The 26,348-nt window shown below is 53.2% G+C and carries 24 protein-coding genes and 1 pseudogene; 5 read left to right on the top strand and 20 right to left on the bottom strand.

Going from position 1 to position 26,348, the window contains the following annotated elements; genetic code table 11:
- Positions 1 to 161: 161 nt before the first annotated feature.
- The 11 genes from F8R23_RS21765 to F8R23_RS21815 all read right to left on the bottom strand — a co-directional run bounded on the left by F8R23_RS21765 (position 162) and on the right by F8R23_RS21815 (position 9,859).
- Positions 162 to 995, bottom strand: a complete 834-nt coding sequence (locus tag F8R23_RS21765) for an MrpH family fimbial adhesin (RefSeq protein WP_151416007.1) — start codon at positions 993 to 995, stop codon at positions 162 to 164.
- 79 nt (positions 996 to 1,074) lie between these two features.
- A complete protein-coding gene (locus F8R23_RS21770; protein WP_244953410.1) occupies positions 1,075 to 1,587 on the bottom strand; it encodes a fimbrial protein in 513 nt (170 codons plus the stop codon).
- A gap of 77 nt (positions 1,588 to 1,664) precedes the next feature.
- Complete coding sequence (locus F8R23_RS21775; RefSeq protein WP_139281213.1) at positions 1,665 to 2,492, bottom strand: MrpH family fimbial adhesin; 828 nt, start codon at positions 2,490 to 2,492, stop codon at positions 1,665 to 1,667.
- Positions 2,493 to 2,774: 282 nt separating this feature from the next.
- Entirely contained in the window at positions 2,775 to 3,593 is an 819-nt protein-coding gene (locus tag F8R23_RS21780; protein ID WP_151416009.1) for an MrpH family fimbial adhesin, read from the bottom strand.
- Positions 3,594 to 3,617: 24 nt separating this feature from the next.
- Complete coding sequence (locus tag F8R23_RS21785) at positions 3,618 to 4,124, bottom strand: fimbrial protein (protein WP_170288002.1); 507 nt, start codon at positions 4,122 to 4,124, stop codon at positions 3,618 to 3,620.
- Positions 4,121 to 4,609 carry a fimbrial protein gene (locus F8R23_RS21790; RefSeq protein WP_244953411.1) on the bottom strand — a complete coding sequence of 163 codons (489 nt, stop codon included), beginning with the start codon at positions 4,607 to 4,609 and terminating at the stop codon, positions 4,121 to 4,123. Before F8R23_RS21790 ends, F8R23_RS21785 begins: the two co-directional genes overlap by 4 nt.
- A 10-nt stretch (positions 4,610 to 4,619) precedes the next feature.
- The gene (locus tag F8R23_RS21795; protein WP_151416010.1) at positions 4,620 to 5,282 is read right to left on the bottom strand and encodes a fimbrial protein; all 663 of its coding nucleotides are present in this window, start codon (positions 5,280 to 5,282) and stop codon (positions 4,620 to 4,622) included.
- A gap of 43 nt (positions 5,283 to 5,325) precedes the next feature.
- Positions 5,326 to 6,084, bottom strand: coding sequence for a fimbria/pilus periplasmic chaperone (locus F8R23_RS21800; RefSeq protein WP_151416011.1), 759 nt, complete (start codon positions 6,082 to 6,084; stop codon positions 5,326 to 5,328).
- Between the two features lie 39 nt (positions 6,085 to 6,123).
- Positions 6,124 to 8,658: an outer membrane usher protein gene (locus F8R23_RS21805; protein ID WP_151416012.1), complete on the bottom strand. Its 2,535-nt coding sequence runs from the start codon at positions 8,656 to 8,658 to the stop codon at positions 6,124 to 6,126.
- A gap of 36 nt (positions 8,659 to 8,694) precedes the next feature.
- Positions 8,695 to 9,240: a fimbrial protein gene (locus F8R23_RS21810; RefSeq protein ID WP_151416013.1), complete on the bottom strand. Its 546-nt coding sequence runs from the start codon at positions 9,238 to 9,240 to the stop codon at positions 8,695 to 8,697.
- A gap of 88 nt (positions 9,241 to 9,328) precedes the next feature.
- The gene (locus F8R23_RS21815; protein WP_151416014.1) at positions 9,329 to 9,859 is read right to left on the bottom strand and encodes a fimbrial protein; all 531 of its coding nucleotides are present in this window, start codon (positions 9,857 to 9,859) and stop codon (positions 9,329 to 9,331) included.
- A 403-nt stretch (positions 9,860 to 10,262) separates the two neighbouring features.
- Here F8R23_RS21815 and F8R23_RS21820 point away from each other — a divergent pair, with 403 nt between their 5' ends.
- Positions 10,263 to 11,012, top strand: coding sequence for a winged helix-turn-helix domain-containing protein (locus tag F8R23_RS21820; RefSeq protein WP_151416015.1), 750 nt, complete (start codon positions 10,263 to 10,265; stop codon positions 11,010 to 11,012).
- A 198-nt stretch (positions 11,013 to 11,210) separates the two neighbouring features.
- Here the strand turns inward: F8R23_RS21820 and F8R23_RS21825 are convergent, their stop codons facing one another.
- The 4 genes from F8R23_RS21825 to F8R23_RS21840 form a co-directional block, all read right to left on the bottom strand.
- Positions 11,211 to 11,702, bottom strand: a complete 492-nt coding sequence (locus F8R23_RS21825) for a hypothetical protein (protein WP_151416016.1) — start codon at positions 11,700 to 11,702, stop codon at positions 11,211 to 11,213.
- A complete protein-coding gene (locus F8R23_RS21830; RefSeq protein WP_151416017.1) occupies positions 11,686 to 12,480 on the bottom strand; it encodes a winged helix-turn-helix domain-containing protein in 795 nt (264 codons plus the stop codon). Before F8R23_RS21830 ends, F8R23_RS21825 begins: the two co-directional genes overlap by 17 nt.
- A gap of 302 nt (positions 12,481 to 12,782) precedes the next feature.
- On the bottom strand, positions 12,783 to 16,118 hold the full coding sequence (locus tag F8R23_RS21835; RefSeq protein WP_151416018.1) for a GLUG motif-containing protein: 3,336 nt from the start codon (positions 16,116 to 16,118) through the stop codon (positions 12,783 to 12,785).
- A 66-nt stretch (positions 16,119 to 16,184) separates the two neighbouring features.
- A complete protein-coding gene (locus F8R23_RS21840) occupies positions 16,185 to 17,723 on the bottom strand; it encodes a ShlB/FhaC/HecB family hemolysin secretion/activation protein (protein WP_232810869.1) in 1,539 nt (512 codons plus the stop codon).
- 613 nt (positions 17,724 to 18,336) lie between these two features.
- Between F8R23_RS21840 and rhuM the strand changes: the two are divergent.
- From rhuM to F8R23_RS21855, 3 genes and pseudogenes are all read left to right on the top strand, one after another.
- Positions 18,337 to 18,703: pseudogene (gene rhuM, locus F8R23_RS21845) on the top strand (RhuM family protein); the annotation flags it as partial.
- Between the two features lie 293 nt (positions 18,704 to 18,996).
- Entirely contained in the window at positions 18,997 to 19,320 is a 324-nt protein-coding gene (locus tag F8R23_RS21850; RefSeq protein ID WP_099062235.1) for a DUF3302 domain-containing protein, read from the top strand.
- A gap of 5 nt (positions 19,321 to 19,325) precedes the next feature.
- Positions 19,326 to 20,462, top strand: a complete 1,137-nt coding sequence (locus F8R23_RS21855) for an HlyD family secretion protein (RefSeq protein ID WP_151416020.1) — start codon at positions 19,326 to 19,328, stop codon at positions 20,460 to 20,462.
- Positions 20,463 to 21,032: 570 nt separating this feature from the next.
- On the opposite strand, the gene F8R23_RS21860 is transcribed toward F8R23_RS21855, so the two are convergent.
- The gene (locus tag F8R23_RS21860; RefSeq protein ID WP_129937772.1) at positions 21,033 to 21,620 is read right to left on the bottom strand and encodes a histidine phosphatase family protein; all 588 of its coding nucleotides are present in this window, start codon (positions 21,618 to 21,620) and stop codon (positions 21,033 to 21,035) included.
- A gap of 144 nt (positions 21,621 to 21,764) precedes the next feature.
- Here F8R23_RS21860 and F8R23_RS21865 point away from each other — a divergent pair, with 144 nt between their 5' ends.
- A complete protein-coding gene (locus F8R23_RS21865) occupies positions 21,765 to 22,001 on the top strand; it encodes a DUF4282 domain-containing protein (protein ID WP_099062231.1) in 237 nt (78 codons plus the stop codon).
- A gap of 35 nt (positions 22,002 to 22,036) precedes the next feature.
- Here F8R23_RS21865 and F8R23_RS21870 read toward each other — a convergent pair whose 3' ends face one another.
- The 4 genes from F8R23_RS21870 to F8R23_RS21885 all read right to left on the bottom strand — a co-directional run bounded on the left by F8R23_RS21870 (position 22,037) and on the right by F8R23_RS21885 (position 26,326).
- Positions 22,037 to 22,459, bottom strand: coding sequence for an HIT family protein (locus tag F8R23_RS21870; RefSeq protein ID WP_099062230.1), 423 nt, complete (start codon positions 22,457 to 22,459; stop codon positions 22,037 to 22,039).
- Between the two features lie 103 nt (positions 22,460 to 22,562).
- A complete protein-coding gene (locus F8R23_RS21875) occupies positions 22,563 to 23,600 on the bottom strand; it encodes a LacI family DNA-binding transcriptional regulator (protein ID WP_112349410.1) in 1,038 nt (345 codons plus the stop codon).
- Positions 23,601 to 23,668: 68 nt separating this feature from the next.
- Entirely contained in the window at positions 23,669 to 24,430 is a 762-nt protein-coding gene (locus tag F8R23_RS21880; RefSeq protein WP_129936240.1) for an SDR family NAD(P)-dependent oxidoreductase, read from the bottom strand.
- Positions 24,431 to 24,454: 24 nt separating this feature from the next.
- Positions 24,455 to 26,326 (bottom strand): TRAP transporter large permease, encoded by a 1,872-nt coding sequence (locus F8R23_RS21885; RefSeq protein WP_112349408.1) that lies wholly within the window; start codon positions 26,324 to 26,326, stop codon positions 24,455 to 24,457.
- Between the last annotated feature and the right edge of the window lie 22 nt (positions 26,327 to 26,348).

The following is a 26,348-nucleotide window of genomic DNA, read 5'->3' on the forward strand; positions in this document are numbered from 1 at the left end:
CGGAACTCGTCATTCTGGATGGAGAGTGTAAACAATCCGATAATTGGCAACGAAAAAATAAAATAACTGCGTTTTATTACCCCAGAATAATAAAACAATTTACAGCCGCTATTCGTTTTTCGGCAAGACTGCGGCGTTGGCCGCACCATGAGTTTCACGATTTACAGTATATCAACCACCACTATACCGCTGCCCTGGAAACTGCCGGCTGCCGGAGCGCTCGACTGTAATGTAGAAGTAAAGGTGATGTTCTGGCTCCCTTTAGCATAAAAGGTTAACTTTACGCCGCTGCCGCCACTGTATCCGTTCACTTTCAACTGCGACGAAAGGCCGCTTTGCTTATCCAGCACGATCTTATCCCCTTGTGCGCTGCGGGCAGTAACCCGCACCTGCGCACGCCCGCTGCAGGATAAGGCTGCAGTGGCGGTGGCGATGTTGCCGTTGACCTTTTCCACCTCCAGCACCCCATGCTGCAGCACAATATCTTTATCCATGGCGCATTGGATAAAGACTGGCGGTGGCGGCGTATTCTGGGTGCATGAGTTTTCAGGAACGGTTTCCCCCCCGGAGGTAAAAATTTCGGCGATAAAACACCGTTCTTCAGGGAAAGAGTCGTTACGAACCACAACGTTTCCTGACCACGGCAAGAGTTCCGCATTTATTCTCGCCACCACCTGCGCCAGCGTCAGCAGCGTTTTGCTGGAAACGTAGTCGATAGTCATAGGTGAGCCACCATTGCCTGAATAAGGCGCTATCAATAATCTGCAGGCATAATCACATAACAGCGGATAACGAGGATCGTTATCTGACGTTAACCGCACAACGGTGAAAGGAATGCTTAATTGCCCATCCGGATTCTGTTTCCATTTCCCCCAGACTATTTCACTTTTAATCCAGTAAGCACCGGCCGAAAAAGGCATGGCGAAAATAAAAAAGGCAATTAGCAACTGACTAATCAGCCGCCCTCCCACTCCCCTGAACGCGATTTTACCCACTCTTATTTATCCAACAGTTACATTAACAAAAACGTTGAGAGAATAACTAAATCTCAAACCAAGGGAGCGCAACGGCACATTATTCGTATTGCAAACTGAAAGTGGCGATGGCGTTGAACGCGCCAAGTCGAATGGACTTTTGCGCCAACGCCTCCGGCTCAGCTTGCACATAGGCCTTCAGCTGCATTACCGTTCGGCCAGCCGCCAAAGGATACTGGCTGCCAGGCTTATTCAATACCAGGGGCTGCCCTTCATAGGTTTCCATGCCGATCGCCACGCCGGCTGCCTGGCTGCCGGCGTCCAGCGCCAGCAGCCCCGGCAAGCCGACGCTCTCGACGCCGCGAAAAGCCACGCTGACCGTTTTACCCAGGCTGAGATCGCAATCTTGCAGCTGTATTTCAAAGGCTTTGCCCAGCGTGCGGCCATTAAGATAAAGGTATTTGTTTACCACGGTGCCGATATCCAGTTGGATAGCCTCATCGCCGGGGCGCAGAGAACAAGGTTCCTCCACCAACGCGCCATGAAAACGCATATTTTCAACGGCGGCGCAGTTGCCCATTACCGCTCCCAGCAATATTGCCGCCGCTGTCATTTTTCGGCACGCATCTTTTATTTTCATGGTGTTTTATTAGCCCCTGTCATTTTTGCAACCCAAAAATTCATCGCCCTTTAGAGAATATCAAGCACCGCCACTCCAGAGCCGGTAAAAGATCCCGGCACGAGCGCACCGTTGGAAATAAGAACCGAGGAGAACGTCACCGCTTTTCCGCCAGTCCCCGGCACATCCAACAACACGCCATCATTGCCGGCATAGCCCCCGACGCTCAAAGAAGACTTGAGGCTGCCGTCAGCGCGCAGATTCACCACATTGCTGTTGCCGCCAAGGCTGGCTAAAGCTTGCAGTTTTACCTTTGCCGCACGTGTGCAATACAGGTTAGCGACAGTATCGGTCTTGTCGCCCGTGACGTTATCTGCCGCCAGGGTGCCGTGCTGCAAATAGATATTGCCGTTTAAATAGCAGGATACGGGCGGCTCCGGCGGATCTACCGGCGGCGGAGTAACAGTACCGTTACAAGAACTAGCAAATGACTCTCCATAATTACCGTCACTAACAGCATCAAAAACTATACAGGGAGCCTTCCCGTTATTTTCCTTAACCCATTTACCCCAGTCCGCTATTGCGCCGCTTGCCGGAAGACTTTTACTCCACGTATCGATTAATGTAGTAAATGTCTGCTTACCTTTTAAAGGTAAAAAAACATTATATGGAGGAGTAAACCTCCCACCACGAGCTATCATTATCTGACATTTTGGCTTAGAAAGAATACCGCCGCAGTCAAATATGCTGTCGTTACGGATAGGATCAACCGATAAAATATTAAAACGTAAAACCTCTCCCCCTTGAGCCAATTGCCAATCAACAGTAACATTAGCATTGACAAACGAATATGCTTGGTGGCAGAAAATAATAGTCAAACAGAAAATTATTCGTCTCACTTCCCTCTCCAAATAAAACCATTACGCATAATAAATTACTGCACCACTGGTAGATAGCATCATCGCCGGGGCGCAGAGAACAAGGTTCCTCCACCAAAGCGCCATAAAAACGCACATTTTCAACGGCGGCACAGTTGCCCATAATATCCCCCAGTAATATTGCCGCCGCTGTCATTTTTGCAACCAAAAAAATTCATCGCCCTTTAGAGAATATCAGCGCCGGTGGAAAGCCCAGGCGTGAGCGCGTTTTATTTAAAGGCGCCGCCTGCCTGGATAGTTTTGCTATAAAAACGAGATAACCATTACCGTAGAGCCTTGAAAATGCCCCATTTCTGTTTGGTCATAGCCCGCCAGTTCGGAGGTGATCCGTACCGGCGTTCCCGCAGGGGTTGCCGATATCTCTACGCCTTTAGCCAGATCCACATCGTTAACCTTTATCCGACTTCTGAAATTGCTCATTGGAGATAGCCTGATGTCATTTGTAACACCATCCTGAGAAATAACTGTTATAGGCAGAGGTGTGACACAACTGACGTGGAATATCCCCGAGGCGATATTGCCGTTCACCCTGCCGGGTGCCAGCATGCCATGCTCCAGCGCAATATTTGCTTCCTGGACAGAACATACGTTGGGGCCAACAACCGGCGGCCGACATTGTGATACATCCCCGGGAACGCGTACATATCGGTTATAACTGACGCGTGCAAGTAATCTGAAACAGTCGACACGCATATTTATACTGTAATGTTTAGGACTTTCAAGATAACCACCAGTTAGAGCAACGATATATTTCCATACCCCACCCATGGTTTTCACTGTCTTCCCTGAATGATTAATATCAATCATGCGTTTGATCTGTGAGTGTGACCACCTATCACCATATTCTATCTCCAGGACACACTTATCGATGCTTCCGATAGAAGGATCACACTGCAAAAATGGGTTTGGGCTAGGGTCATTATAGTCTATATCCTTAATCCAAAGAGTATATGCATTATAACCGCTACCAGGCGTAACCTCAGATTCTAGATAAAAAGCCAACGCAGGGGTGCTGCTAATACCCCAGAGGCCAACCAACCATAACAAAATCCATTTCTTCATCGTCTATCCTTCGCATAACTCTTATTATTGATAGTCAGCCAACAGAGTCGCCGTTGCGAGGAATGCATTGGCCTTCAGGTTGCTGCCCGGCCGCTTTACCGGCACCGCCTGCAGCAGCGGTGGGGCGGCGCTATCAATATTGACGCGCTTGTTCAGTACAAACGGCTGGCCGGCCAGCAACACCCGAATAGCCAAATCCGGTATATTGGTTTGCACCGCGGCGGAATCAAAACTGCTGGGGCCTGCCGTCAGGCTCAAACCCAGCGCCAACCCGTGCTGATTCGGTTCGCAATTGATTTCATAATTTACCGTTTGGCGGTAATTTTCCCCATCGACCTTATTGACCCCCACGCGCTCGCCAAAGTTAACGTCAATGCGCTGATTATTATTGATGGTGCAGGCCGGCGGGGCGTTCAGCACGCCCTTAAACTGCATGGCGGCCTCGTTATCCGCCGCCCATAACTGGGGGGCGAGCATTGCCAGGCAAATGAAGAATGCCCCGCGCCCGAATAGCGCCGTTACTCTATTCATTGGTAGTCCACCATCAACGTTGCCCCGGCGGAAAAACTGCCCGTCTTCAGTACGCTGTTATTGCGCTTTACCGGCACTGCCTGCAGAGTGGGGGCGTTTGGATAGGTAAAATTCAACCAGCCGTTGATGGCTAACGGCTGCCCGTTGGCGCGCAGCTCGATGCCCAGGTTGCTCTGCTGGGTTTGCAACGCATTGCGATTAAAGTCTGTAGCGGTGCCCACCACGCGCATTTTCATCGCATTGCGGCTGTTGCCCCGGCAATCCAGCGTGTAATCGACCGTCTTCACATAGTTGTTGCCGTTAACCCGCGTGGTGACCAAATCAGTGCCGAAATCCACCAAGATGGCTTTGCCGCCGTTAACGGTGCAATGCGGCGGAGCAATCACGGTAACGCTCACCTTAATGTCGGTGGCCAGCGCGCTTCCCGATGCCAGCAGGGAGACCAGCGCCATCCTGCGCCATCCATTGGTTATTTTATTCTTCACTATCCCTCCCTCAGTCATAGCTCAGCCGAAAATCCACCGCAGCGAAATAGGCCCCCGCCACCAACGGCGCGCGGGTGCGCTCCGGCGTCACCTGATACGCCAGCGCGTTCTGCCCCGGGGTCAGCAGCAGCGGCTGCCCCCGGCTGCCCAGCCGCACGTCCTGCCCCAGCGGATCGGTCAGGCGCAGTCCCAACCCGGAGACGCCCTGCGCCTTCACCAATTGCGGATTGTTAACATCCGCCGGGGCGCTGAAGCTCACCGTTACAGCCGGCTGATGCGCCGCCCAGGTCAGGCCGCCGGTGCGGCTGTCGCGGCTGCCCGCCGGGCTGCGCAGGCAATCTTGCAAACGCAGCTCAAAGCCCACCGACGTGCCCCGGTCACCGACGTTTTGCAGCCTGCCGGTGCCGGTTTCACCCAGCTGGATGTCCTGCCGCGCGCTGCCCATTTCCAGCCGGCAGGCGCTTTCGGTCAATGCGCCGCGCACCTGCAGCACGCCGTTGGCACCGTCGGTGTACCAATTATCCACCGCCTGCCCGTGGGCAGTCGGCAACAACAGCAGCATAGTGCCGAGCGCGATCGGCACCATCAGCGCCAGTGCCCCCAGAGTGCCGTAGTACTGCCAGTCGCGGTAACCCGGCAGGCGTTGACTCAGTGTTTTGCTTATCCGTTGCATCGTTCTTCCTCCTGTTCACCTGCCCCTGGCTTGGCCTGTGGCGTTATGACTTGCTCTTTTCCGGTGCCACCTGGCAAGCGCTGCCGCTGCAGCTGAAGGTCAACTGCGGGCGGCCGCCGTAGTCGTTGATGTAGGTCAGTACCGGGCGACTACCGAGCGCCGCGGCGCTGACACCCAGCGAAACATTGCCCAGCGGCGGCACCATCAGCGGCTCAAAGCCCTTCACCCCTTCGGCCCCTTTCTTGCTGCCGGCATCTACCAGCGTGATGTAATACGGCGTCGGGTTATTCACCTGATATTTGTCACCCTGCTTGGTCAGCGTCAGCTGTTCCTGCCACGGCGCAGCGTTCTGCTGCGGCGCGATCGCCGCCGGGCGGTAGAACAGCTTGATGCGCGTCTGCAACGCTATCTGCAGGGTATTCGGCTTGTCGCTCTTCGGCGGAATTTCCCGCAGGTTAAAGTAGTACAGCGTCTCCCTATCCTGCGGCAGCTGTTTGGCCGCCGGCAGCGCCTGGATTTTCACCTGGCTCGGCTTGCCCGGCTCTACCCGCTGTACCGGTGGCAGCACCACCAGCGGGCTCTGCATTTTGTTGCCCTGTTCGTCTTCCAGCCAGGCCTGCGCCAGGTACGGCAACTGTTTGTTCTGGTTACTGATGTTAAGGCTGACCGAGTTCTGGCCGCCGTCAAAAATCACCCGGGTGCGGTCCAGTGCTATCGCCGCCTGCACCTGTGGGGCCAGCAGGGCGCCCAGCAGGGCGGCGGTGGTCAGGCATTGTTTGTTGATGACAAAATGCGTTTTCATAAAAAGCCTCTCTTACTGATTCAAATAGGGTGTCTGCACTTACTGCGCGTCTGGCTCTTCCGCCGACAGCGCCCTGCACGGCAACAACAGGTTGCTCAGCGTGCTGTCCGGCAGCGTCTTCGGCAGGCTGATGGCACACTGCGCTGCGCCGCTCCAGTGCACCGTCATACGGTCACCGGCCTGAATGCCGCTCAGGTAGACGCTGCCGCCGTCGTTCACTATCCCTGTTTCCTGTTTATTGGCGTTCATCACCGTGGCGCCGAACGGCGGCGTGCGACCGTCCGCCAGGGTAATGACTGCCATCGCCTTCTCCCCGGCGATCACGTCAAACTTGCGGTAACCAATCGCGCCTTCGGTCAGGGTGGCCTGTACCACAGATTTGGTGGCCTCGGCGTTATCCCCAAGCTTGTTCAGGTCAATACTGGCCTTGTTGCGGTAGTAGCTGTTCACGTCTGTGACCACTGCCTTGCCGAAGCGGTTGGTATCCACCGTGCTGCCGTAGCCACGCACCGGCACCCCGGCTACCCCGCCGGTGTCCACCAGCAGACGCGTCGCCCCCGGCATACCGATGCGGTGCAGCGCGCCGCCCTGCGGCGTCAGCGTCGCGCCGCCCTGGGCGGAGAAGCCCAGCGCGCTGTAGCTGCCTTCCTGGTAGCTTGCGTTGGCGTTCATCTGGGCAATATCGCCCTCGCGGCTGTAGTAACCGCTCAGGTTGGCACCGCCGCGTGAATGGCCCGCACTCAGCTGGTAGTTGCTGTGCTCGTCAATCCGGTCATAGATCCCCACCCTATGAGTGGTATCGTTACGGTTCACCGAGGTGTTGTAACTGACGCTGGCGCCGTTGCCCCACGGCATCGACAGCGACAGGTAGATGCCGTCGTCATTGCTGCCGTTATACTTGTTGCGGTACCCGGACAGCGACAGGCTCAGGTTCTTGAACCGGCCGATGTCGAAATAGTTCGACAGCGTCAGGCTGTAACGGTCGTCCACCGGCCGGTCCCAGTAGGTCTGGTGGTCGTAGTTCATGTACAAACTGACCCCGGCGTCGCGGAACTGCTTGTTGAAGGTGATGGTGTACATCTCCTTGCTATTGCCCATCCGACGGCCCTCATAGCGCGCGTCCAGGTACTCGCTCATACTCATAAAATCCTGTTCCGAGAAGCGGTAGCCGGCGAAGGTCACCTGGCTGTCTAGCTCGTCGAAGTTCTTCGAATAGCTCAGGCGGTACGAGCCGCCGCTCAGCGTGCCGTCCTGTTGCGGCAAACGCGCTCGCGACTGGGTGGCGTCAAACGACAGCGCGCCCAGCACCATCAGGTCACGGCCGATACCCAGTGACGCCGCGTTGTAATCGCCGCCGCCCAGTGCGCCGCCGTACAGCGACCAGCCGTTGCTCACCCCCCAGGAAAACTCCCCGGTGCCGAACAGCGGGCCGTTGGTATGGTGCTGCCAGTCGGACGGCCGCCCCACAGCCGCCTTGAAACGCACCGATCCAGGGCGCGTCAAATAAGGAATGCTGGCGGTATTCATCTTGAATTCCTGCACAGTGCCGTCCTGTTCTTCCACCCGCACGTCCAGCTCACCGGATACCGCATCGTTGATGTCCTGAATGCGGAACGGCCCCGCCGCCACCTGGGTTTCGCTAATTACCCGGCCCTGCTGGCTGATGGTCACTTTGGCGTTGGTCTTCGCCACCCCGACCACCTCCGGCGCATAACCGCGCAGGTTTGGCGGCAACATATTGTCGTCCGACACCAGGCTCGCGCCGGTAAAACGGAAGCTGTCGAACATCCCGGAGCTGAGGTAGTCCTCTCCCAGCGTCAGCCGCGAGCGCAGCGCCGGCAGTGCCCGGTAAGCGTAATAACGACTCCAGTCCAGCCTCTGGTCGGTACCCCGCCCGCTGCCGGTCTGGTGGTTGAGTTGCCCCTGCCAGTCGGCGCGCAGCCGCCAGGCGCTGAGGTTGGCGCCGGCGGTGCCGTTGCCGCTCAGGCTATAACTCTGAACGCCATCACGCTGCTGGCGCTGAGTCTGGCCGTTGAGGTTGTAATCAAACAACAGCCCCGGAATGCCCTCATCCCAGCGCGATGGCGGGTCCCAGTCCGCCGAAGAATATTCCAGGTAAGCCTGCGGAATGCTCAGGTACAGCGCCGCTGTGGCCAGGTCGCCGCGGGCTTCCATCCCTTTCAGGCTGGTGATATCCAGACATTCGTTCTGATGCCACCAATGCAGCGCTTTCTGTGCATCCTCTTTCAGCCCCAGCTGATCTACCAGCGCCGGTGAAAGGCAGGCTTGGCTGCCTTTCGGATCGTCGTCCGGCGGGTAGAAATGGATGTTCTGCTCAGGCAACTCATTTTTATTGATGTGCACCGTCAGACTATATGCGCCCGGCATCATGTAACCGCTGCGGGAGAACTGGCTCAGGTCGATATTTTTCCGGTCATTCACGTCCAACACGTCGGTATTAAACTGTATGCCGTCATCGGCATAGCCCTGCGGCACCGCAGTACTTATCGCCAGACAAATACAGATCCTTAACAGTTGAATACGAAACAGCTTCCTTGCAGGAATAAACACCATAGCCACAATCCCGTTATTTAATAATTTTTATCCGCGTCAGTAATAATCCAATTTAAAACGCACGGCGGTAGAATATGCACCTGCCCGCACCGCTTGACTATTACTCACCAGCCGCATAGCATATTTCAGCTGCATGGCGCCTAATGAAATATCCCCAAGCGGCAGAGGTTTCCCTGGCGTGGCAATATTTCCCTGCCCATCGGCAATTTGCAGCGCAACGCCTTTTGCTTCTCCCTGCACACCAAATAATTCGCCGTCCGCTTCACCGTCGAAGGTCACCTGAAAATGCTGCCAGTCCGGCAATGTATTATTCGGTCGGGTTAATATGCAGTTGATTAACTCAATAGAGAAAGGTTTGGTTATTCCCTGGCCGTCGCGAATAATATCGGCAACGGGTATGCTTCCCATATCAATAACCTGTTCCCGGCTGCCGGCGGCAATGGCACAGGCGGTATCAATAATGGCCCCTTGCATATTGATGCGTCCCCATCCTTGCGCCTGAGTGGCAGCCTGCGTTTGCGGGGGAATAAGTGCGCCAATCAATATGCAGGGAGCCACTACAAAGCGAATAAGCTGATTCATTGAACACCTTTGACAAATACCTTCCCATCTCAGGAAAAATGCATGCGAGATATCTCGCATGCACAAGTCATCACATCAAGGTTGATGCTTACTGGTAAGCCAACTTGAAATCGGCCACGGCAGTGAAATCACCTGGAACCACTTCAGCATCTTTAGTGCCATCACCCTGCAGGTATGCGGCGAAACGCAGCGTGTTGTTACCGTCATTCAGCGTTTGAGAAGGCGTTGCGGTACCCAGTTTGATCGGGTTGCTTGCCATATCGGTGATAGCGATGCTGGCGCCGCTGGCGGTACCGATGATGCCCAAGCGATCTGCGCTCGCCGCTGAGGATTTGCCGCTAAAGGTCGTGGTTACGGACTTCATCGTGGTGGTGTCACACTGTTCTAATTTAATGTCAAACTGACGTGGTACGGATTTACCGCCATTTTTCAGTGCAACGTTTGACACTTGACCCATTTCCACAGTTTGGTCAACAGATTCAGGGGCAATAGAACAAGGTGCGTCAATAATTGCGCCTTTAAAAGTCACAGTGCCGTGGCCCTGGTCAGCCGCTTGCGCCATCATAGAAGTTGCGCCGAAAGCCAGTACTGCTGCCATCATGATTTTGTTCAGTTTCATATAAAGCCCTTACATTCCATATAAGAAAAAATATCGATAATTGCTGTAAAACTCGCAAAACAGAAAAACTGATTATCTGTATATCTGTTTTGGTTGTTATTTCCGGCCAATCGTTGCCAGCCACACTAATCTACCCTAGCTGAATTCAATTCGAAATATTATGTCGTAAAAATAACAAAAAACAGGATTTATATATAAAAAATATAAGATTTGTAGATTTTAAAGCCAAAAAATAGATTTAAAATATCAATAATTATTAAATTATAAAATGTTTATTACCTTCTAACGTTAAATATCGTAGAAATATAAGGATAATTCTCATTGCCAACCCGTTCTGGGGATTGAAAAAAGCGAACCACGCCCGCAGAATCAAATCTCGACAGGAAAGTTGAAAGGTAAAAATATGATTTTTATTATTAATGGTAACGTAAGTTATAATGAACAAGCGGGCACGCTGGAGATAATTAATGATTCAAGCAGTAAAATCTTGCTGCTTAAACCCACGGCCAGATTGCTCTCTTTATTTGTACGGAACAATAACCTGCTGGTCACGCGTGAGCAGCTGCTTAATGACGTATGGGAGGATTATGGATTAAAGGCGTCAAACAATAACCTGAACAACTATATTTCAGGCTTAAGGAAATCACTGGCTCAGCTGGGGGAAGATGAAATACTTGTCACCTACCCGCGACAAGGGTTTAAGTTTGTCGCCAAAACAATCCATCGTATGGATGCCAGCGCAGCGCAAGAGCATCCAGATGCTATAACGCTGCACGATGATCAGGGGGCAAACAGCAACGGGAAAAGAGCCTCACTGGCCGTAAGAGCGCCTTATATGATTATGATGTTGTATCTTCTAATCAGTATCCTCATGCTAGCCGCCGTTTTTTTATACAACAACCATAATCAGACCAGCATGACCAAACTGGGACAATATAAGAACTGCAACATATATACGATTAAAGTTGATGGGAAACATCTGGAAGATATAAAAGACATGATTTATGACATACGTTACAATTGCAATGTGAAGGCGAATGTTTACTACTATGGTGATATGGAAAGCAAAGAAAGTGAGAAAAAGTCGCCATTGTTGACCTATTGCCCGCTCGATGCAGTAAAACCTTGTGAAAACTCTTACATTTCAAATTAAAATAGATTTTATTAAATCAATAATTACCATAGTATGCATATTCAAACGCCAATAGGGTCAAAGAAATAACCAGAGCACTGCCATTGATAATAATTGTCATTAATGCCAGTAATAATATTCAGGCAACACCTGAATATCTGAAAGTCACTTTTACCATCACACTCCCCCTTAACAACATGCATTGATCCTCGCGTGTTGTTAAGGGTGTTTTGACTTATTGCAAATAAATACTGGAACATTATTATTCAAAAACATAAAGCTATTTTCATTTAACTGTGAAATATGCAGGTAAAGATTATTCTTCCATTTAGGGAAAAGCGCATTGAGATCGGGCCTTTTAACGCCATCACGCGGATTAACCAACCCCTCTTTGATATTGAAGTAATAATAGCCGTTTTTGTATGAGTACTCCGTAACAACCTGGCGGCTTAGCAGATAACTTTTATTTCCATCTGAGATGTTCCCATGAAACTCAAATGTCGCCTCGCGCCATCCCGATTTGATAACATTAATAAATATAACTTTTTTTATCACTCTGCCATCATTAAGTGTATCAAACATCTTGACCACGGTAGAACACTCTGGAACTGAGTGTTTTTCAATATAAAGATATGCTGATGCGGCGATGCTCGCTAAAAATACAATTACGCCGAAAACTAAAAAAAACTTAAAATTAAGCATTTTTTTCATAGTAATTCTCACACTTTACCTCTGAATTACCTTTTGCCGGCAATGGGCAATAAGAATAAAACGTAAAAACATTATTTAACGTTGTTGCACTACTTAACATATTGCTGCTGTAATAGTAAATAACCGCCGGCGACGCACAGTTAATTCCCCAGGAACTTAGCTTGTTTTTAAGTGCGGGGTAATCGATATTTATTTTATTTAGATTATGATAATCAACGGCAACTTTAACATTACACTTCCCCACCATCCCAATGCTTTTTTCATCAATTTTCTTATAGCCTCCCGTGTTCAATACCAAAGGGGGCAGAGCTAAAGACGCAATGAACAAAAAACAAAGTAAAATAATTTGGATAGGTTTTTTACTGGTTGTGATTGGCGTTATTTCTTCATCGCTGCTATCTGGAAATTGATTCGGTTCATGCTGTTCGGAATTGATAAATACGTCACTGTCTATAGTATTAACCTCGGCAGCGTTGAACATGAAACCTTGCCGCGGCAGAGTGCTAATAATGTCTTCTTCGCCGAGCGTGGCGAGGATCTTTCTGAGCATCGAAATATAGTTATTAAGGTTATTGTTTGATGCCGTCTGCCCGTGATCATCCCAAACCTGAGTCAGAATATGTTCACGGGTCAGTAACACATTATTATTTTTAACCAAGAGTGCTAATAACCGATTTAACGTTGTGGTAAGGGCAATGGGCTCCATATTGTCGTCAATGGCTTCGATTATTGACCTATCCTCATGATATTTAAGTCTTTTGTTTATTATGAACTTCATTTTTTCGGCTCAATGGTTACCCAATTTCATGTTACGTGGCTGAATGCTCACTTACTGAATTCCATTGTATATTATTAAAATACAAACACATAGAGGTAAGAATAATCCTAGTAAAAAGAATGACATAATATTTTGCCCCTTTGAAAGCAAAGGTTCTCAAGCAGTTCACTGGACGGTATAAGAAGAGGGGGCAGTCAAGATATAGTTGCAATCGCTAAGGATAAGGTGGCGTGGATGAGGTACCGACCATCCTGCTATGCCAGATCACCCGGCAGGCGCATGGCCCGCCGGGTGGGGGAGGGTTACTTAATGGAGCCTGGGCGCAAATTCAACCCCGCCGCCGGCAGTTTTTCAACGTCTCCCGAGACGCGGTTTCCTTCCAGGGAACCAAAATTGGCGCCCGCCAAGCTACCAACTCTCAGGCCTTCCGCCGTCGGTGATACCTTAATATTTCCGGAGAACAGCGAACGCGTGATTTTACCGAAATTCATCCCGGCCAACCCGCCCAGCGTGGTGCCGTTTCCACCACGCAACAGCCCGGAAGCGCTGGAGTTGGTAATCAGCGCTTCGTTTTGCCCAACCAGCCCGCCAACGTAGCTCTTATTGCCGCCCGTGACGTTCCCCGTAGAGCTGGCCTGGTTTATATCGCCATAGGCCCCCATGGCGTGCAGGCCTACAAGCCCGCCGACATAACTTTCAGCACCTCCAATCACATTTCCCTTGGCATTGGTCAGAATTAATGCACCGCTGTTATGCCCCACCAGACCACCGGCGTAGCTCTTATCACCGCCCCTGACATCGACGCGAGCCGAAGAGTTATTGACCGTACCGCGCTCGTTGTTGCCGATCAATCCGCCGACCCGGCTATTATTACCGGCAACGGCCGTTCCTTCTGCTTGCGCATTGGCGATGGTGCCGCCGATATTGTTGCCGACTAAACCACCAGCGTAAGCCCCGCCACTGACGGCGCTACGCGCCTGAACGTTGCTCAATGCACCCCCTTGATTTTCGCCCGCTAAACCGCCGACAGAGGCGCTACCCGTACCGATGACACCGCCGTCCGCTTTTGCATTGGCGATGGCGTAACCCGACTGGATGCCGACCAACCCACCGGCGATGCTGCCTTTGCCGGAATAAACATCACCGATAGCGCTCGCATTAGATAACTTCCCTCGGTTGTAACCGATCAGGCCGCCAATGTTGCTGTTCTCTCCCCCTCGGGTGGTTCCCGTCGACTTAAGGTTGTTTAGGTCGCCGTTTTCATTATGGCCAATCAAACCGCCAATATAGGCATTTGCGCCGCCGGTAACATTATTGGACGCCTCGGCGTTCCCCACTCGGCCGCCGGTATTGCGGCCAACCAACCCACCAATGTACGTGCCGGTTGTATCCGTCACCTCGCCGCTGGCTTTAACATTGCTCAACGTGCCCTGCTCGTTCCAACCGATCAATCCTCCCGCTGAACGTGTTCCCCAACCTTCTACCCGGCTGCTGGCATCGGCATTGATGACAATGCCGCGGTTCAGGCCAATCAGGCCGCCAACATGGCTGTCTTTTTTCCCGATGATCGCGCCGGATGCCCCGGAGTTAATGATTTGCCCTCGGCTGGCATTTATACCGGCCAAACCGCCGATGTTAAGCGCTGAACCGCTGACGTTGATCGTCGCCTGGCTACGAGAATTGATGACCTTGCCCTGGTTTTTCCCGACCAAGCCGCCAACACCGGTTTCAGTCTGGGCATTCTGCATGTCTCCCGAAATATCAATCGCCGCCCGGCTATTGATAATCTGTGCGTTTTCGTTCGAGTTGTTGCCGACCAAACCGCCAACGGATTGCGTATAACGCCCCGCGATAACCTTACCGGATGCCGAAGCATTGGCGATGGTCCCCAGGTTTAAGCCCACCAAACCACCGAGATCTACGCCACCGCTCACGCGTATCCCGGTTGCTTCAACATTGGCGATCTCGCCAGTGTTGAAACCGGTTAGCGCGCCCACCATGCTCCCGCCTGACGCTGCGCCGTTCCCCGATACGCTCAGCGCATCCAGTTTCACGTTGCTGATGCTCCCGCTTGACGTGGCGAAAAGCCCGGTGAAAGGCCCGGTGCTGTAAATGGACAGCCCTTTTATCGTATTGCCCAGACCATCAAAAACGCCGCTAAAATCAGCGTTATCGCCGATGGATTTCATTCGACGCGTCTCGCTGATGCCGTTGCCAAGCACATAGCGCCCATTGAGATCGTTATCGATATCCTGTAGCTGGGCCACATTCTGAACGACCTTATAATCTTCGCCGTTTACGCTGAACGAGGCGCCGGTGCCGGACAGAGTTACTGCCGCCCCGTTATTCAGCTTATGACCGGTTTTGTGGTTAAGTGCCAGACCCGCGCCCGCTCCCGTCGCCTTCAGCGGCGCATTGATGTTGACGCCTGCCCGTTCGGAGGTCAGCGTGAGCTTATTGCCGCTCTGCCACTCAACCGGCGCGGAGACAGAGACATTCCCCTGCGTGCTGGCCAGTTCAATATTACTGTTGGCCAGAGTAGCCGACAGGGTTTCACCCTTGATGGTCCCCGTTTCCGCGACATTAACCTCCGCCGCCGCTATCTGCCAACTGCCGGTTTTGCCGTTGGCCGCGAGAGTGGTTACCTGTGCTGCAGGCTGTACCGCCACGCGTGCGCCTTTGGTTTCTATGCGCCCGCCATTGCCCGCCGCCGCACTGGCGTCCAGCGTACCCGCTACGTTAACTACACCGCTGTTGCTGCCATCCAGCACGATGCGTCCCGCCTGGTTGCGCAGCGTGGTGGCGGTGATGGTCCCCTGGTTATTCACCACGGTTTGCAGCATGTCACCCGCCGCTTTGGCGGTCATCAGCACCTGGCCGCCCTCGGCCTTCAGCAAGCCGCCGTTCTGCGCTAGCGCATTCACCGCCGCGCTGTCTACCTGCAGGTTCAGCAGTTTGTTGCCGTCAAAGTTCAGCGTGATGTCATCACCCGCCCCCAGCGCGATGCTACCCACCTGCGCCTGAATCACCCCTTGGTTGCTGACGCGGGCGCCCAGTAGCGCCACGCTGCCGGCCTGCGCCGCCGTCAGGGTGCCGTCGTTGCGCATTTCCGCCTGAGATTGGCCGACGAAGCGATTTTTACCCGCCAGGAAATCGGCATTGCTGATGTCACGCGTCGAAGCCACCAGCCCGCCCACGTTCACCTGGCTGTTTTTGCCGAACACCACACCATTCGGGTTCACCAGGAACACTTTGCCGTTGGCGTCGATTTTCCCCTGGATATCACTGCCGTTAACGCCTACCACGCGGTTCAGCGCCACCGAGCTGCTGCCCGGCTGATGGAAGGTGACACTTTCGTTTCCGCCCACACTGAAGCTGTCCCATTGGGTGATCAATTTGTCACTCTGTTGGTTGATCGTCATTTGCTGGCCATTGGTGGAGATATTCCCCTGACCAGAAACGATATTTTGTCCGGTCGGCAGCGCGTAAGCCGGCTCCAGCGCCGCCAGGCCCAGCAGCGACAGCACTACCGCCAAACGGCGCTTGCTGCTGCGTTTGCCGCGACGGCTGCAGTTTTCGCTAACCACGTTCCAGCAGTCTTGTGCAGGGTTCCATACTAATGCGTAGATTTTATTCATTATCTTATTTCCTTATTGATTCACTTTATGCTGCTCTCCGGCAGCAAGGGCTTCATCATCAGACGCTCAGAAATATCTGGCCGCCTGAATCCAAATTCGCGGGGATTTTTCCGTACTGCCGCCGGTGCCCGAACGGGCCAGCGGCAAAGCGGCGGTAAGGGAGACCTGATGATGCTCGCCTCCCCACCCCAGAGAGCCGCCTGCAGCGGCCATATGTACGGTGTTTTTTTCCGTGGTCCATGGCTGTTTATTGATGCGCGCCTGCCCCTGATCGACAAAGGTGCTCAGTTGCCAGCCGGGCATAAGGGAATAGCGCAACTCCAGGCTGCCCTGCCACCCTAGGTCGCCGTTGCCGCTGCCGGGCGCAAAAGCGCGTACGCCATAGGGGCCGCCAATGCCGAACTTTTCTGATGAATCCAGGTTGCCAGACGCCCATTGGCCATTCAGTTGGGCGTAGAGTTGGAAACGCTCGCTCAAATTTTGCAGGCGCAATGCGCTGAACGTCAGCTTGCGGAACTGGCCCGCAGTATCCGCCGTCAGGCTATCCCAGTGACGGGCATAGGGGTCATCGATAGTCAGTTTGCCAAATCCATAGGTCAACGACGTTGCGCTTTGGCCGCCGCCAAACAGGCGATCCTGCGCGTTGGCGCCGATCTCCGCGCTCCACAAAGCCACCGTCTTTCGGCTGCGGCTATCAAAAAGATCGATATCATCCCGCAACCTTTTATCCTCAAACTGCAGTTGTGCGTTGATATTTGCGGCGCGACTGCGCAGCAGTGGCTGGGAAATAAATATGCTGTTGATAATGGCATCGCCATGAGCCTGCAACTCGCTGAAATCCTTTCCTAATCGGTAGTTCATCTGCGAACGTGCGATACCCACGTGGCTGGACCCAGGTCCTACCGGGAGTTGATAAGCCGCACGGTAGTAGCGCTGGTGTTTATCACTGCTCAACAAGCGCAAATCTAACTGATCCCCCAGCCGCAACGGGCTATTGACACTGAGCACTCCGCCGCCACGGTATTCACCTGTGTAGGTATCGCCATAATTATCGACCTGTAGCGAACCGCTCAACCACGGGGCCGACGCAGCATCGACAGTGAGATCGGTCGTGCCGGGTTGTGCGCCGGGTGAGAGTGTATTTTTGACTAATAAACCTGAGATATCGCTGAGCAGCAGCAGGCTGCGCTCAAGCGTATCGCCGCGGACAATATCGCCGCTGCGTAAGCCTGATAGGGGCTGTTGCAATACAGTGCTACGAACGTGCGACTTGTTGGCCAAACGGATTTGCCCGTATCGGCCTTCAACCACCGCGATACGCACATAGCCGTCAACGATTTCCTGCTTGGGCAAATAGGCATGAGCCAGCACATAGCCTTGTTGACGGTAATAAGCCGTCACACGCTGTGCAGCCTCCTGTAATTGCGCCAGGCTTGATTCATGTCCACCAAGCTTGTTCAGCAAAGACGCCAGCCGTTCGGCAGAAATAGCCTGATTACCCTCAAACCGAAAGCCGGCAACCCAAAAACGTGGCGAGGTGGCGTCGCTGACAGCAACCTGTGGTTTCTCAGGATGAGAGGAAGGTAAAGCTACCGGTGGCGGCAAACTAGGCTTCGTGGTTTCTACGTCTCTGATAGCCTGGCCAGCACTGGGCAATGCAGCCTGTGTGAGTGGGGAAAACAGTATAAATAAATTGAGTACAGACCAACGCCAAGAATAAATAAGGCACGTCTTCTTTAACGTAAGAATAATACTTAATAATCTATTCATACATAGCGTGAATACATTCATTGCTTTACCGATCTTCCTTTATACATTTACTAACGGAATATCCGTATCCATTACCATAAACAGTAAGCCATTTTCCCGTAGTCAACCTGCACGCCAATAGGATAGGCGCACGGCAATGTGAAGGATAAGTTTTATTGGATTACTTAAAAGGTATTAAAATGCTGCGGTTGTTGCAACAAGGCTAATTTAAGACGTAACGTTAATGCAAGACGTATGATGATACAACATTAGGTGTAATATATAACACTGTAGCTATTTTAAATATAAATACCCAGATGGTTGTTCTGATATTAAATTAAGTATAAGTATTTAATATTGCTGCGGCCGCTACGACAGGTGAGTGATGTAGCGTTATCGCCACACTAAACGCCACAAATTCCCCTGCTAAACGTGCCGGAGGGGGAAATGTGAGCTTATACCGTCGAGCGATTCAGTTGGATACCCCGCTCAGCCGCCCCGGCGCCGAAATCCGCCAGTGGGTGGCCCAAACGCTTCAGGAATATCGGATCAAAGGCTTCGTGATGGATGACGAACGGCTTAAAAAACCGCCCGTGGGTTCATCTGCAGTGCCGGATTACTTTGATGAGATGCTGGAACGCATCCGTGATACCCGTGCCAGTGAGCGTCGGGCTTATTTGCGGGTTCGGGAGACCTTCGCATTAGCCGCCGACTACCAACCCTCACTCAAAGAGACAACGCTGCTTTTTCAAACCATCCAGAACAAGCTGCATTTTGCTTGTACCGACTACACTGCTGCCGAACTCATCCATCAGCATGCCGAGGCCAACCAGCCCATATGAGTTTGAGCAGCCATAAAGTCCCTTGAATCCCACAAGCAAAATCATTTGGGGGCATAATCGGGGGCATGGTTCAGAATCTAACAAGATAAAACCAAGCAAATTCAATTGGAATTGCTATCAGATGCGACTTCTGTGATTCCCAAAAAACAGTGCAGAACTGCTTTCATTCTAACTAATGGCAGATAATGAATTTCTGGTGAAAATAAACTTCGCCAGTTTTAGCACAAAAGGATCAAAACGCGTCTATCTTTACCATTGAACACTGGATCCGTAAATTAGAGGCGGTTATGTTTCTTAATTACTTTGCGCTGGGTGTCCTTATTCTGGTTTTCCTTATTATTTTCTATGGGATTATTATTCTTCATGATATCCCCTATCTGATTGCAAAGGCACGTAACCATCCGCATGCCGATGCTATCCATGTCGCGGGCTGGGTGAGTTTATTTACTCTGCATGTGATCTGGCCGTTTTTATGGATATGGGCTACGTTATACCGCCCCGAGCGTGGTTGGGGTATGCAAGGTCAGGAGGCATCGTTCGCACAGTTGCAGCAACGTGTGGCGGAGCTGGAGTTGAAACTGGGTGATAATAAAATGCCTCCTTCGGAGTAGCCACCATGGATCTGCTCATTATCCTGACGTATGTTGCTTTTGCCTGGTCTATATTTAAAATTTTCAAAATCCCGGTCAATAAATGGACCGTGCCTACCGCTGCATTGGGCGGAGTGTTTTTAATCGGGGCATTAATTCTGCTAATGAATTACAACCATCCCTATACTTTCCTTGCGCAGAAAGCCGTGATCTCTATCCCTATTACTCCGCAGGTGACAGGTATCGTTAGCGAAGTAACCGATAAGCAAAACGTATTAATTAAAAAAGGTGAAGTGCTGTTTAAATTAGATCCGGTGCGCTACCAGGCAAGAGTTAATAGACTTCAGGCCGACCTGGTCACCGCGATTAATAATACTCAGGTGCTTAAAGGGCAGCTGGATGAAGCTATTGCCAACACTTCTCGGGTTAGCGCGGAACGCGATCGGTTATATAAAGACTACCAACGTTATGTCAGAGGTAGTCAGGCCAAGGTTAACCCATTTTCGGAAAGTGATATTGATAACGCCCGACAGAACTATTTGGCACAGGATGCGCTGGTAAAAGGTTCGGTGGCTGAACAAGCACAGATAAAAAGTCAGTTAGACAGTGTGATTAACGGGGAACAATCTCAAATCGTTAGCCTCAGGGCACAGTTAGCCGAGGCCAAATATAATCTTGATCAAACGGTGATCCGTGCCCCAAGCAACGGTTACATCACCCAAGTGCTGATCCGCCCAGGCACCTATGCCGCGGCGTTGCCATTGCGTCCGGTCATGGTGTTTATTCCTGAGCAAAAACGCCAGATTATTGCTCAGTTTCGACAAAACTCGTTGCTGCGTCTGAAAGCCGGTGATGAGGCCGAAGTGGTGTTTAATGCGTTTCCCGGCCAGGTCTTCCCTGGAAAATTGATAAGAATTCTTCCGGTGGTGCCCGGCGGATCATATCAAGCGCAGGGAACGCTGCAATCGCTGAGCATGACGCCCGGCAGCGATGGTGTTCTGGCCGTGATTGAGCTGGCGCCCAACAGTGAAATTGACGAATTGCCTGACGGCATTTTTTCTCAGGTGGCAGTTTACTCCGATCACTTTACCCATGTGGCTGTAATGCGCAAGGTACTGTTACGAATGACCAGTTGGATGCACTATCTGTATTTGGATCACTAACTCAGTATAAAAAAGCCGCTTCCTGAGGAGGCGGCTTAGTGACTGACAACTTAGGCATATTGCGTTAATCGCCAGGTGACCGCCTGCTTATTATGGGGGGCATGGTATTGCCTTTAGCAATGGGGGCGGTGGTTGATGGTGTACCTACAACCGTCCAGACACCGCTTTCAGGGCACTTGTGCCCGGTGGAAGCTGTGGTACCGATAGGGGATTTAGCCATGATGATCTTTCCTTAATCAGTGCGGTGTTACCTTTAGCCCCGCTAAGAAAGATATTTACAGGTTCTCGTATATATTCAATCCCACAAGCCAAATACAAAGCATTAGTTTGTTATTAGTAAATTCAATTGTCTATTATTTAAGTTTGTATGTTCTTCGCCGTGGATTGCTTCAATGTATAATAAATATATATTTTCAGTGGTGTAACATTATGTTTTTATATCTATTGAGAAATAATTTAAACTTTCTATTGTTATGGAGTAACGAGCCACTATATTGATTTAGCCCCGGCGTCAAATTCACGGAGCTGCTGTTATGTCATCTCACCGAACCAGTCGAAGGCGGTTTGACTTTATCTGGCGGAAGGGCAGGTATCCGCCAACGCGGTCAACCCTTCGCTTTCCTGCCTGAATGACACCTTGCCCTGATCCAGCGTGACCACGAAGACGCTGTCGAAATCACTGCCCGGCCATTTGGGCACCGAATTGGCATCGCCTCCGCGTGCGGCCACGATGTTCTTCACCGCCTTATCGAGATTCTTGTGTTCCCAGGCGATGAAAATGCGTGAGTTTTGGTATTTATCGCTGAGCAACTCCTGTTGCAGCCCGGCGATGTCATCGGCGTGGAACTGAATGCCGATCGGCAGCCCCACACGCACTGCGGTGGGCATGATGGTCGACAGAGCCCGCAGTGAACTGCCGGCTTTGTTTTCTTTCGGCCCTGCGGCAAAGATAAAGTCCGGCTTGCCGTAGCGGCTCAGCAGTATGTCCGGCAGCGCCAGCGCGCGGTTCAGCCCCTTGCAGGTCAGCTGCCCGCTGCTGTTGGCTGGTTTTTCCCCGTGTCGCACAAAGATCAGCGTTTCCTGCGCCAGTGCATTTTGGCTGAACAGCAGCAACGCTGCCAAACCGCCGAGTAAATTGTGAGCTACGTTGTTAAACATCCTCAACCCTTATGTAATGGCTTGCTGATTTCTGTGCGCTTTTCGCCGCGTTACTCGCTATCATAACCGGCGTGACAACAAGGCATACCGCACCGATGCGGAGCCTCTGGGATAATTAAATACTGGCCTAAGGAAGGATTTACAATGAAAAACATTTTCTTTTTTGATGCGATGCTGACACCGAAAATCATCACCGGTGTTTACTGGCTTTGCCTGCTGAGCATTGTTGTTGGCGGGATTGGGGCGATGTTCTACGGTGAGTTTTTCCGTGGCCTGTTCGCGATCATTATTGGCGGCGTGTTCACCCGCGTTTGCTTTGAGATGATCATTATTGCGTTTAAAAATAACGAATATCTGCGCAAAATCTCCGAAAAGCCGTAATGCAATAAAAATGCCGGGCATCGCCCGGCTTCCTGTTATTCCCCCAACGTTAACGCCAGCCGTTCCCGCATCAGCTCGATAAAATTATCCGGCAATGTTTTCGCCGTTGGCGCCCGCAACGCCTGGCTCCAGACCGGCTCCGGGAAATGCGAGTCGTCGAGGTAACGCGGGACGATATGCCAATGCAAATGCGGCAGCGCGGTGCCCAGACTGGCGATGTTGATCTTCGCCGGCGTTAATAGTTGGCGCAACTGCGCCTCAACCTGTGCCACCACCGCCATGATGCTGTTGCGCTGGTCGTCACGCAGGTCGCTCAACTCGGCGATGTGTTCATGCCACACCACCCGGCACCAGCCGGGGAATGGGCTGTCGGCGATAAAAATTGCCCGACACTGTGAGTTTTGCCACAGCACGATCTCATCGGTCGGATGGCAGTAAACACAAGATTCATGATTCATTTTATTCTCCTGCTGCGGTTTTGGGCGCAGCGAAACCCCGCCGCGCGTTAGCGCAGCCAGGTATTCAGTGTGAAAGAGAGCGGGACCGGCGGCCCCGCCGGGGCTACGAGTTAATCACCGACTGGCGGCGTACCAGGCTGGGGGCAAATAAAAACTCCTCAACCGGCAGTTCCGGGTTTTCCAACCGGCCGATCAACCGATCGACAATTTTCACTGCCATCTCGCGCAGAGGGGGGGCCACAGAGCTGAGCGCCGGGTTGAACAGTTCGGACAGAAACATATTATCGATGCCGACCACCGAAATATCCTCCGGTACCCGCACCCCCAATCGCTGGAAGGCAGAAATCATGCCGATGGCCAGCATATCGTTCAGCGCTACCACACCGTCCGGCCGTGGTTCACTCTGGCAGACTTGTTCGGCCAGCGTTTTCCCCAACTCGGCCATTTCGGCATCGCCGTAGGCGAACTGCGCTTTACCTTCGATCACCCTGACCGGCAGCCCGGCAGCCTCCAGTGCCTGCCGGTAACCGGCAATTTTGTTGGCGCGGCTGCTGGTCATGCCAGAGGCGGTGGCGAAAGCGATACGGCGGCAGCCCTGGGCGATCAGATGCTGGGCCGCCATGCTGCCGGCGGCGCTATTGTCCATCGACACGCTGTCGATCGGCAGTGCTGTCTCACCCGGTGCCGTCAGGGTGCGTTCGTCGTAGTTAATCATTACCAGGCCGCGTTTCAGGGCGTCACGGAAATGGGGGCGATCGTAAAAGGTGGAGGCGACCACCACGCCACGGATGCCTAATGCCAGCAGATCGTCGAGAAAACGGATCTCTTCTTCCTGCTGGCGATGGGTATCACCCAGCAACACCTGATAGCCGTAGTTTTGCTTGGCCGCCAGCTCAATCTCACGCACCAGTGCGGCAAAGCTGGGGTTGACGATCGAAGGCACCAGCAGGCCGAGCATTTTGACCTGTCCGGTTTTGAGCTGCTGCGCCGCCCGGTTCGGTTGGTACTGCAACGCCGCCATCGCCTGCTCAATACGGGCCAGCGTATCCTTGCGCATCTGATCGACCCGGCCGTTCAGCACGTTGGAAACTGTACTGACCGAAACCCCGGCATGACGTGCCACATCACGTATATTCGCCATCACATTCCCGTTTTGCATTAACCCATTACCGCGACTTTATCACGCGCTCGAAAGTGAGTCACAGGCCCTTAGGGCGCGATCTGTCCGCCGTTGACGTCGATAACCTGTCCGGTGATATAGCCGCTGCAGTTATGCGATGCCAGGAACAGGTAAGTGGGCGCCACTTCTTCGCTGCGGCCAAAGCGGCCCATTGGGATCGAAGCGCACATCTTGCCCAGCACTTCTTCGCTTTTGCCATGATGGAAGGCGGTGTCGATACTGCCCGGTGAGACGATATTGAAACGGATATTGTCCTGGGTGAACTCCTTCACCCAGTTGCGGTGAATGTTGTGCAGCCAGGCCTTGGCACTGGCATACAGACCGGCACCGATGCCGCCGCCTTCACGTGCGGCGATGGAACCGGTGCTGATCACACTGGCGGTAGCGCCGCTCTCGCGTGCCGAGGTGCGCAGGTGCGGGATAGCGAATTTGGTGACCATCAGCGCCGAGCGGCAGTTCAGGTCCATCACCCGGTCAAAGAATTCGTCGTCTATCGCTTCCAGGCCGTTGCGTCCGCCCAGCCCGCCGGCGTTATTGATCAGAATGTCGATGCCACCAAAGCGGGCGACAAAGGCTTCGACCAGCGCTTCACAGCCTGCGGAGCGCGACAAGTCGGCCGAGAAGAACTCGCATTCACCGGGGAAGGTGGCTATTTCTGCCGGTGGCTCGCTGCGCATGCCGTTAATTCCCACTTTGGCGCCGTGTTGGGCGAACAGGGCGGCGGTCGCCAGACCAATACCGGCGGTAGAACCGGTGATCAACACGCGTTTGTTGGTCAAATCAGAGAACATGGTGTAACTCCTTGCTTGAGAAAATCAGTAACCCAGTTGCGTGGGCAGCCAGGTGGTGAGCGCCGGGAACAGCGCGATAACGATGATGCCGAGCAGTATGATCAGCAGGTATTTGGCCATCGGCTTAATCACATCCTGCATTGGCACGCCGCAGATGGCGCAGGTGGTGTACAGACCCAGGCCGATGGGTGGGGAAAACAGGCCGAACCCCATCGCCAGAATCATCACAATGGCGTAGTGCAGCGGGTTAAAGCCAAGTTGGGTAGCGATGGGCACCAGGATCGGGGCAAAGATAATCAGCGCCGGAGCGCCCTCCAGCACCGCACCGAAGATAATCAGAATGACAATCGACAGCAGCAGGAACAGCCACGGGCCGTAGTCCGCGCCGATGGCGACCAGCAGCTGTGCGCACTGCTGGGGGATCATCTCGATGGTCAGGGCGAAGGACAAACTGGTGGCGCAGGCAACGATAAACAGCAGCATGCCGGACAGCGCGGCAGTATCGACAAACAGCTTCAGGGTGGCTTTCAGGGTCAGTTCCCCAAAGGCCAACCGACCGACCACGATGGCGTAAACCACTGCGAAGGCGGAAATCTCGGTGGAGGTGGCGATACCGGCCACCACGCCCTTGCCGATCATCAAAATCATTACCAACCCGACGGCAGCCCCGATCAGCAGTTGGCGGGTCGGCATGCGCACCGGGTAGGCGTCATCGACGTTGATGCGTTTGCCGAAGATCACGGCGGCAATCAGCAGCAATATCAGCAGGCACAGCGCCGGGATCAGTCCGGCGATGAACAGTGCACCAATGGATATGTTGGCGATAAAGCCCATCACGATCAGGTTGACGCAGGGAGGAATGGTCTCTGCCATGATGGCCGAGGCGGCGAACACCCCGGCCGATTCTGCCGCCGGTTGGCGCGCTCGCCTTACTGCGGGCATCAGCACGCCGCCGACGGTGGCGACGTCCGCCAGCTTGGAGCCGGAAATGCCGGAGAAAAACGCCATCGACACAATGGTGGTCATGTGCAGGCCACCGCGATAACGTCCCATGCCACGGACGATCAGCTCGACCAACCGCGATGACATGCCGTTGACCTCCATCACCGCACCGGCCAGCAGAAAGAATGGAATGGCCAGCAACACGAAATGGTCGACGCCGGCAGTGACCTGCTGGGCAAAGAACACGAACGGCAGCGACGGATCGCTGAGGAAGAACACCATCGCCGACATGCCGAGGGTAAAGGCGATCGGCACGCCGGAGATAATGCCCAGAATAAAGCAGGCCAGCATCAGCACGGCGGGCAGTGAGCTGAATCCCAGCGGGATATGCAGGCTGAGGTAGCCCGCACCGCCCAGAAGAGCGACGGCAGCGGCGCTGATTAACACCACTTTCAACGGTGCCTGGCAGGCGTGATCGAGCGCGCTGACCAGCATCACCGCCGCGCCGATAAACACCGGCACCACAAAGATCGCCTGCGGCAGGCCGTGTTCGGTGGTCTGCGGCAGCGAAATACCCACCAGGCTGAAGCTGGAGACCGCCAGCCCCAAAGCCACCAGGACCAGCACCCAACGGCTGGCATGCACTACGTAGGGCCGGGCTACCGCGGGCACCCAGCGCAGGAACAGATCGACGCCGATGTGCCGACCGCGCCCAGTGGAGGTAGCGACGCCGAAGAACACCAGCGTCACCATCAGCGCGCGCGCCACTTCTTCCGCCCATTCAATTGGGCTGTGCAGCGCGTAGCGCCAAATCACCGAGGCGAACACCACCACCACGTTGATCAGCAGCGCCAGTGCGCCACCCCAGGCGGTAAAACGGGTCAGGGCGCGGCTTAACTGCGTCAGGATGGCCACTTTTTTCACACTCATTTCAAGGGTTACAGGAAGGGTCATTGCAAATCCTCCGCCAGAGGGG

This window comes from Serratia proteamaculans (assembly GCF_008830365.1).
In the GTDB taxonomy this organism is placed as follows: Bacteria; Pseudomonadota; Gammaproteobacteria; order Enterobacterales; family Enterobacteriaceae; genus Serratia; species Serratia proteamaculans.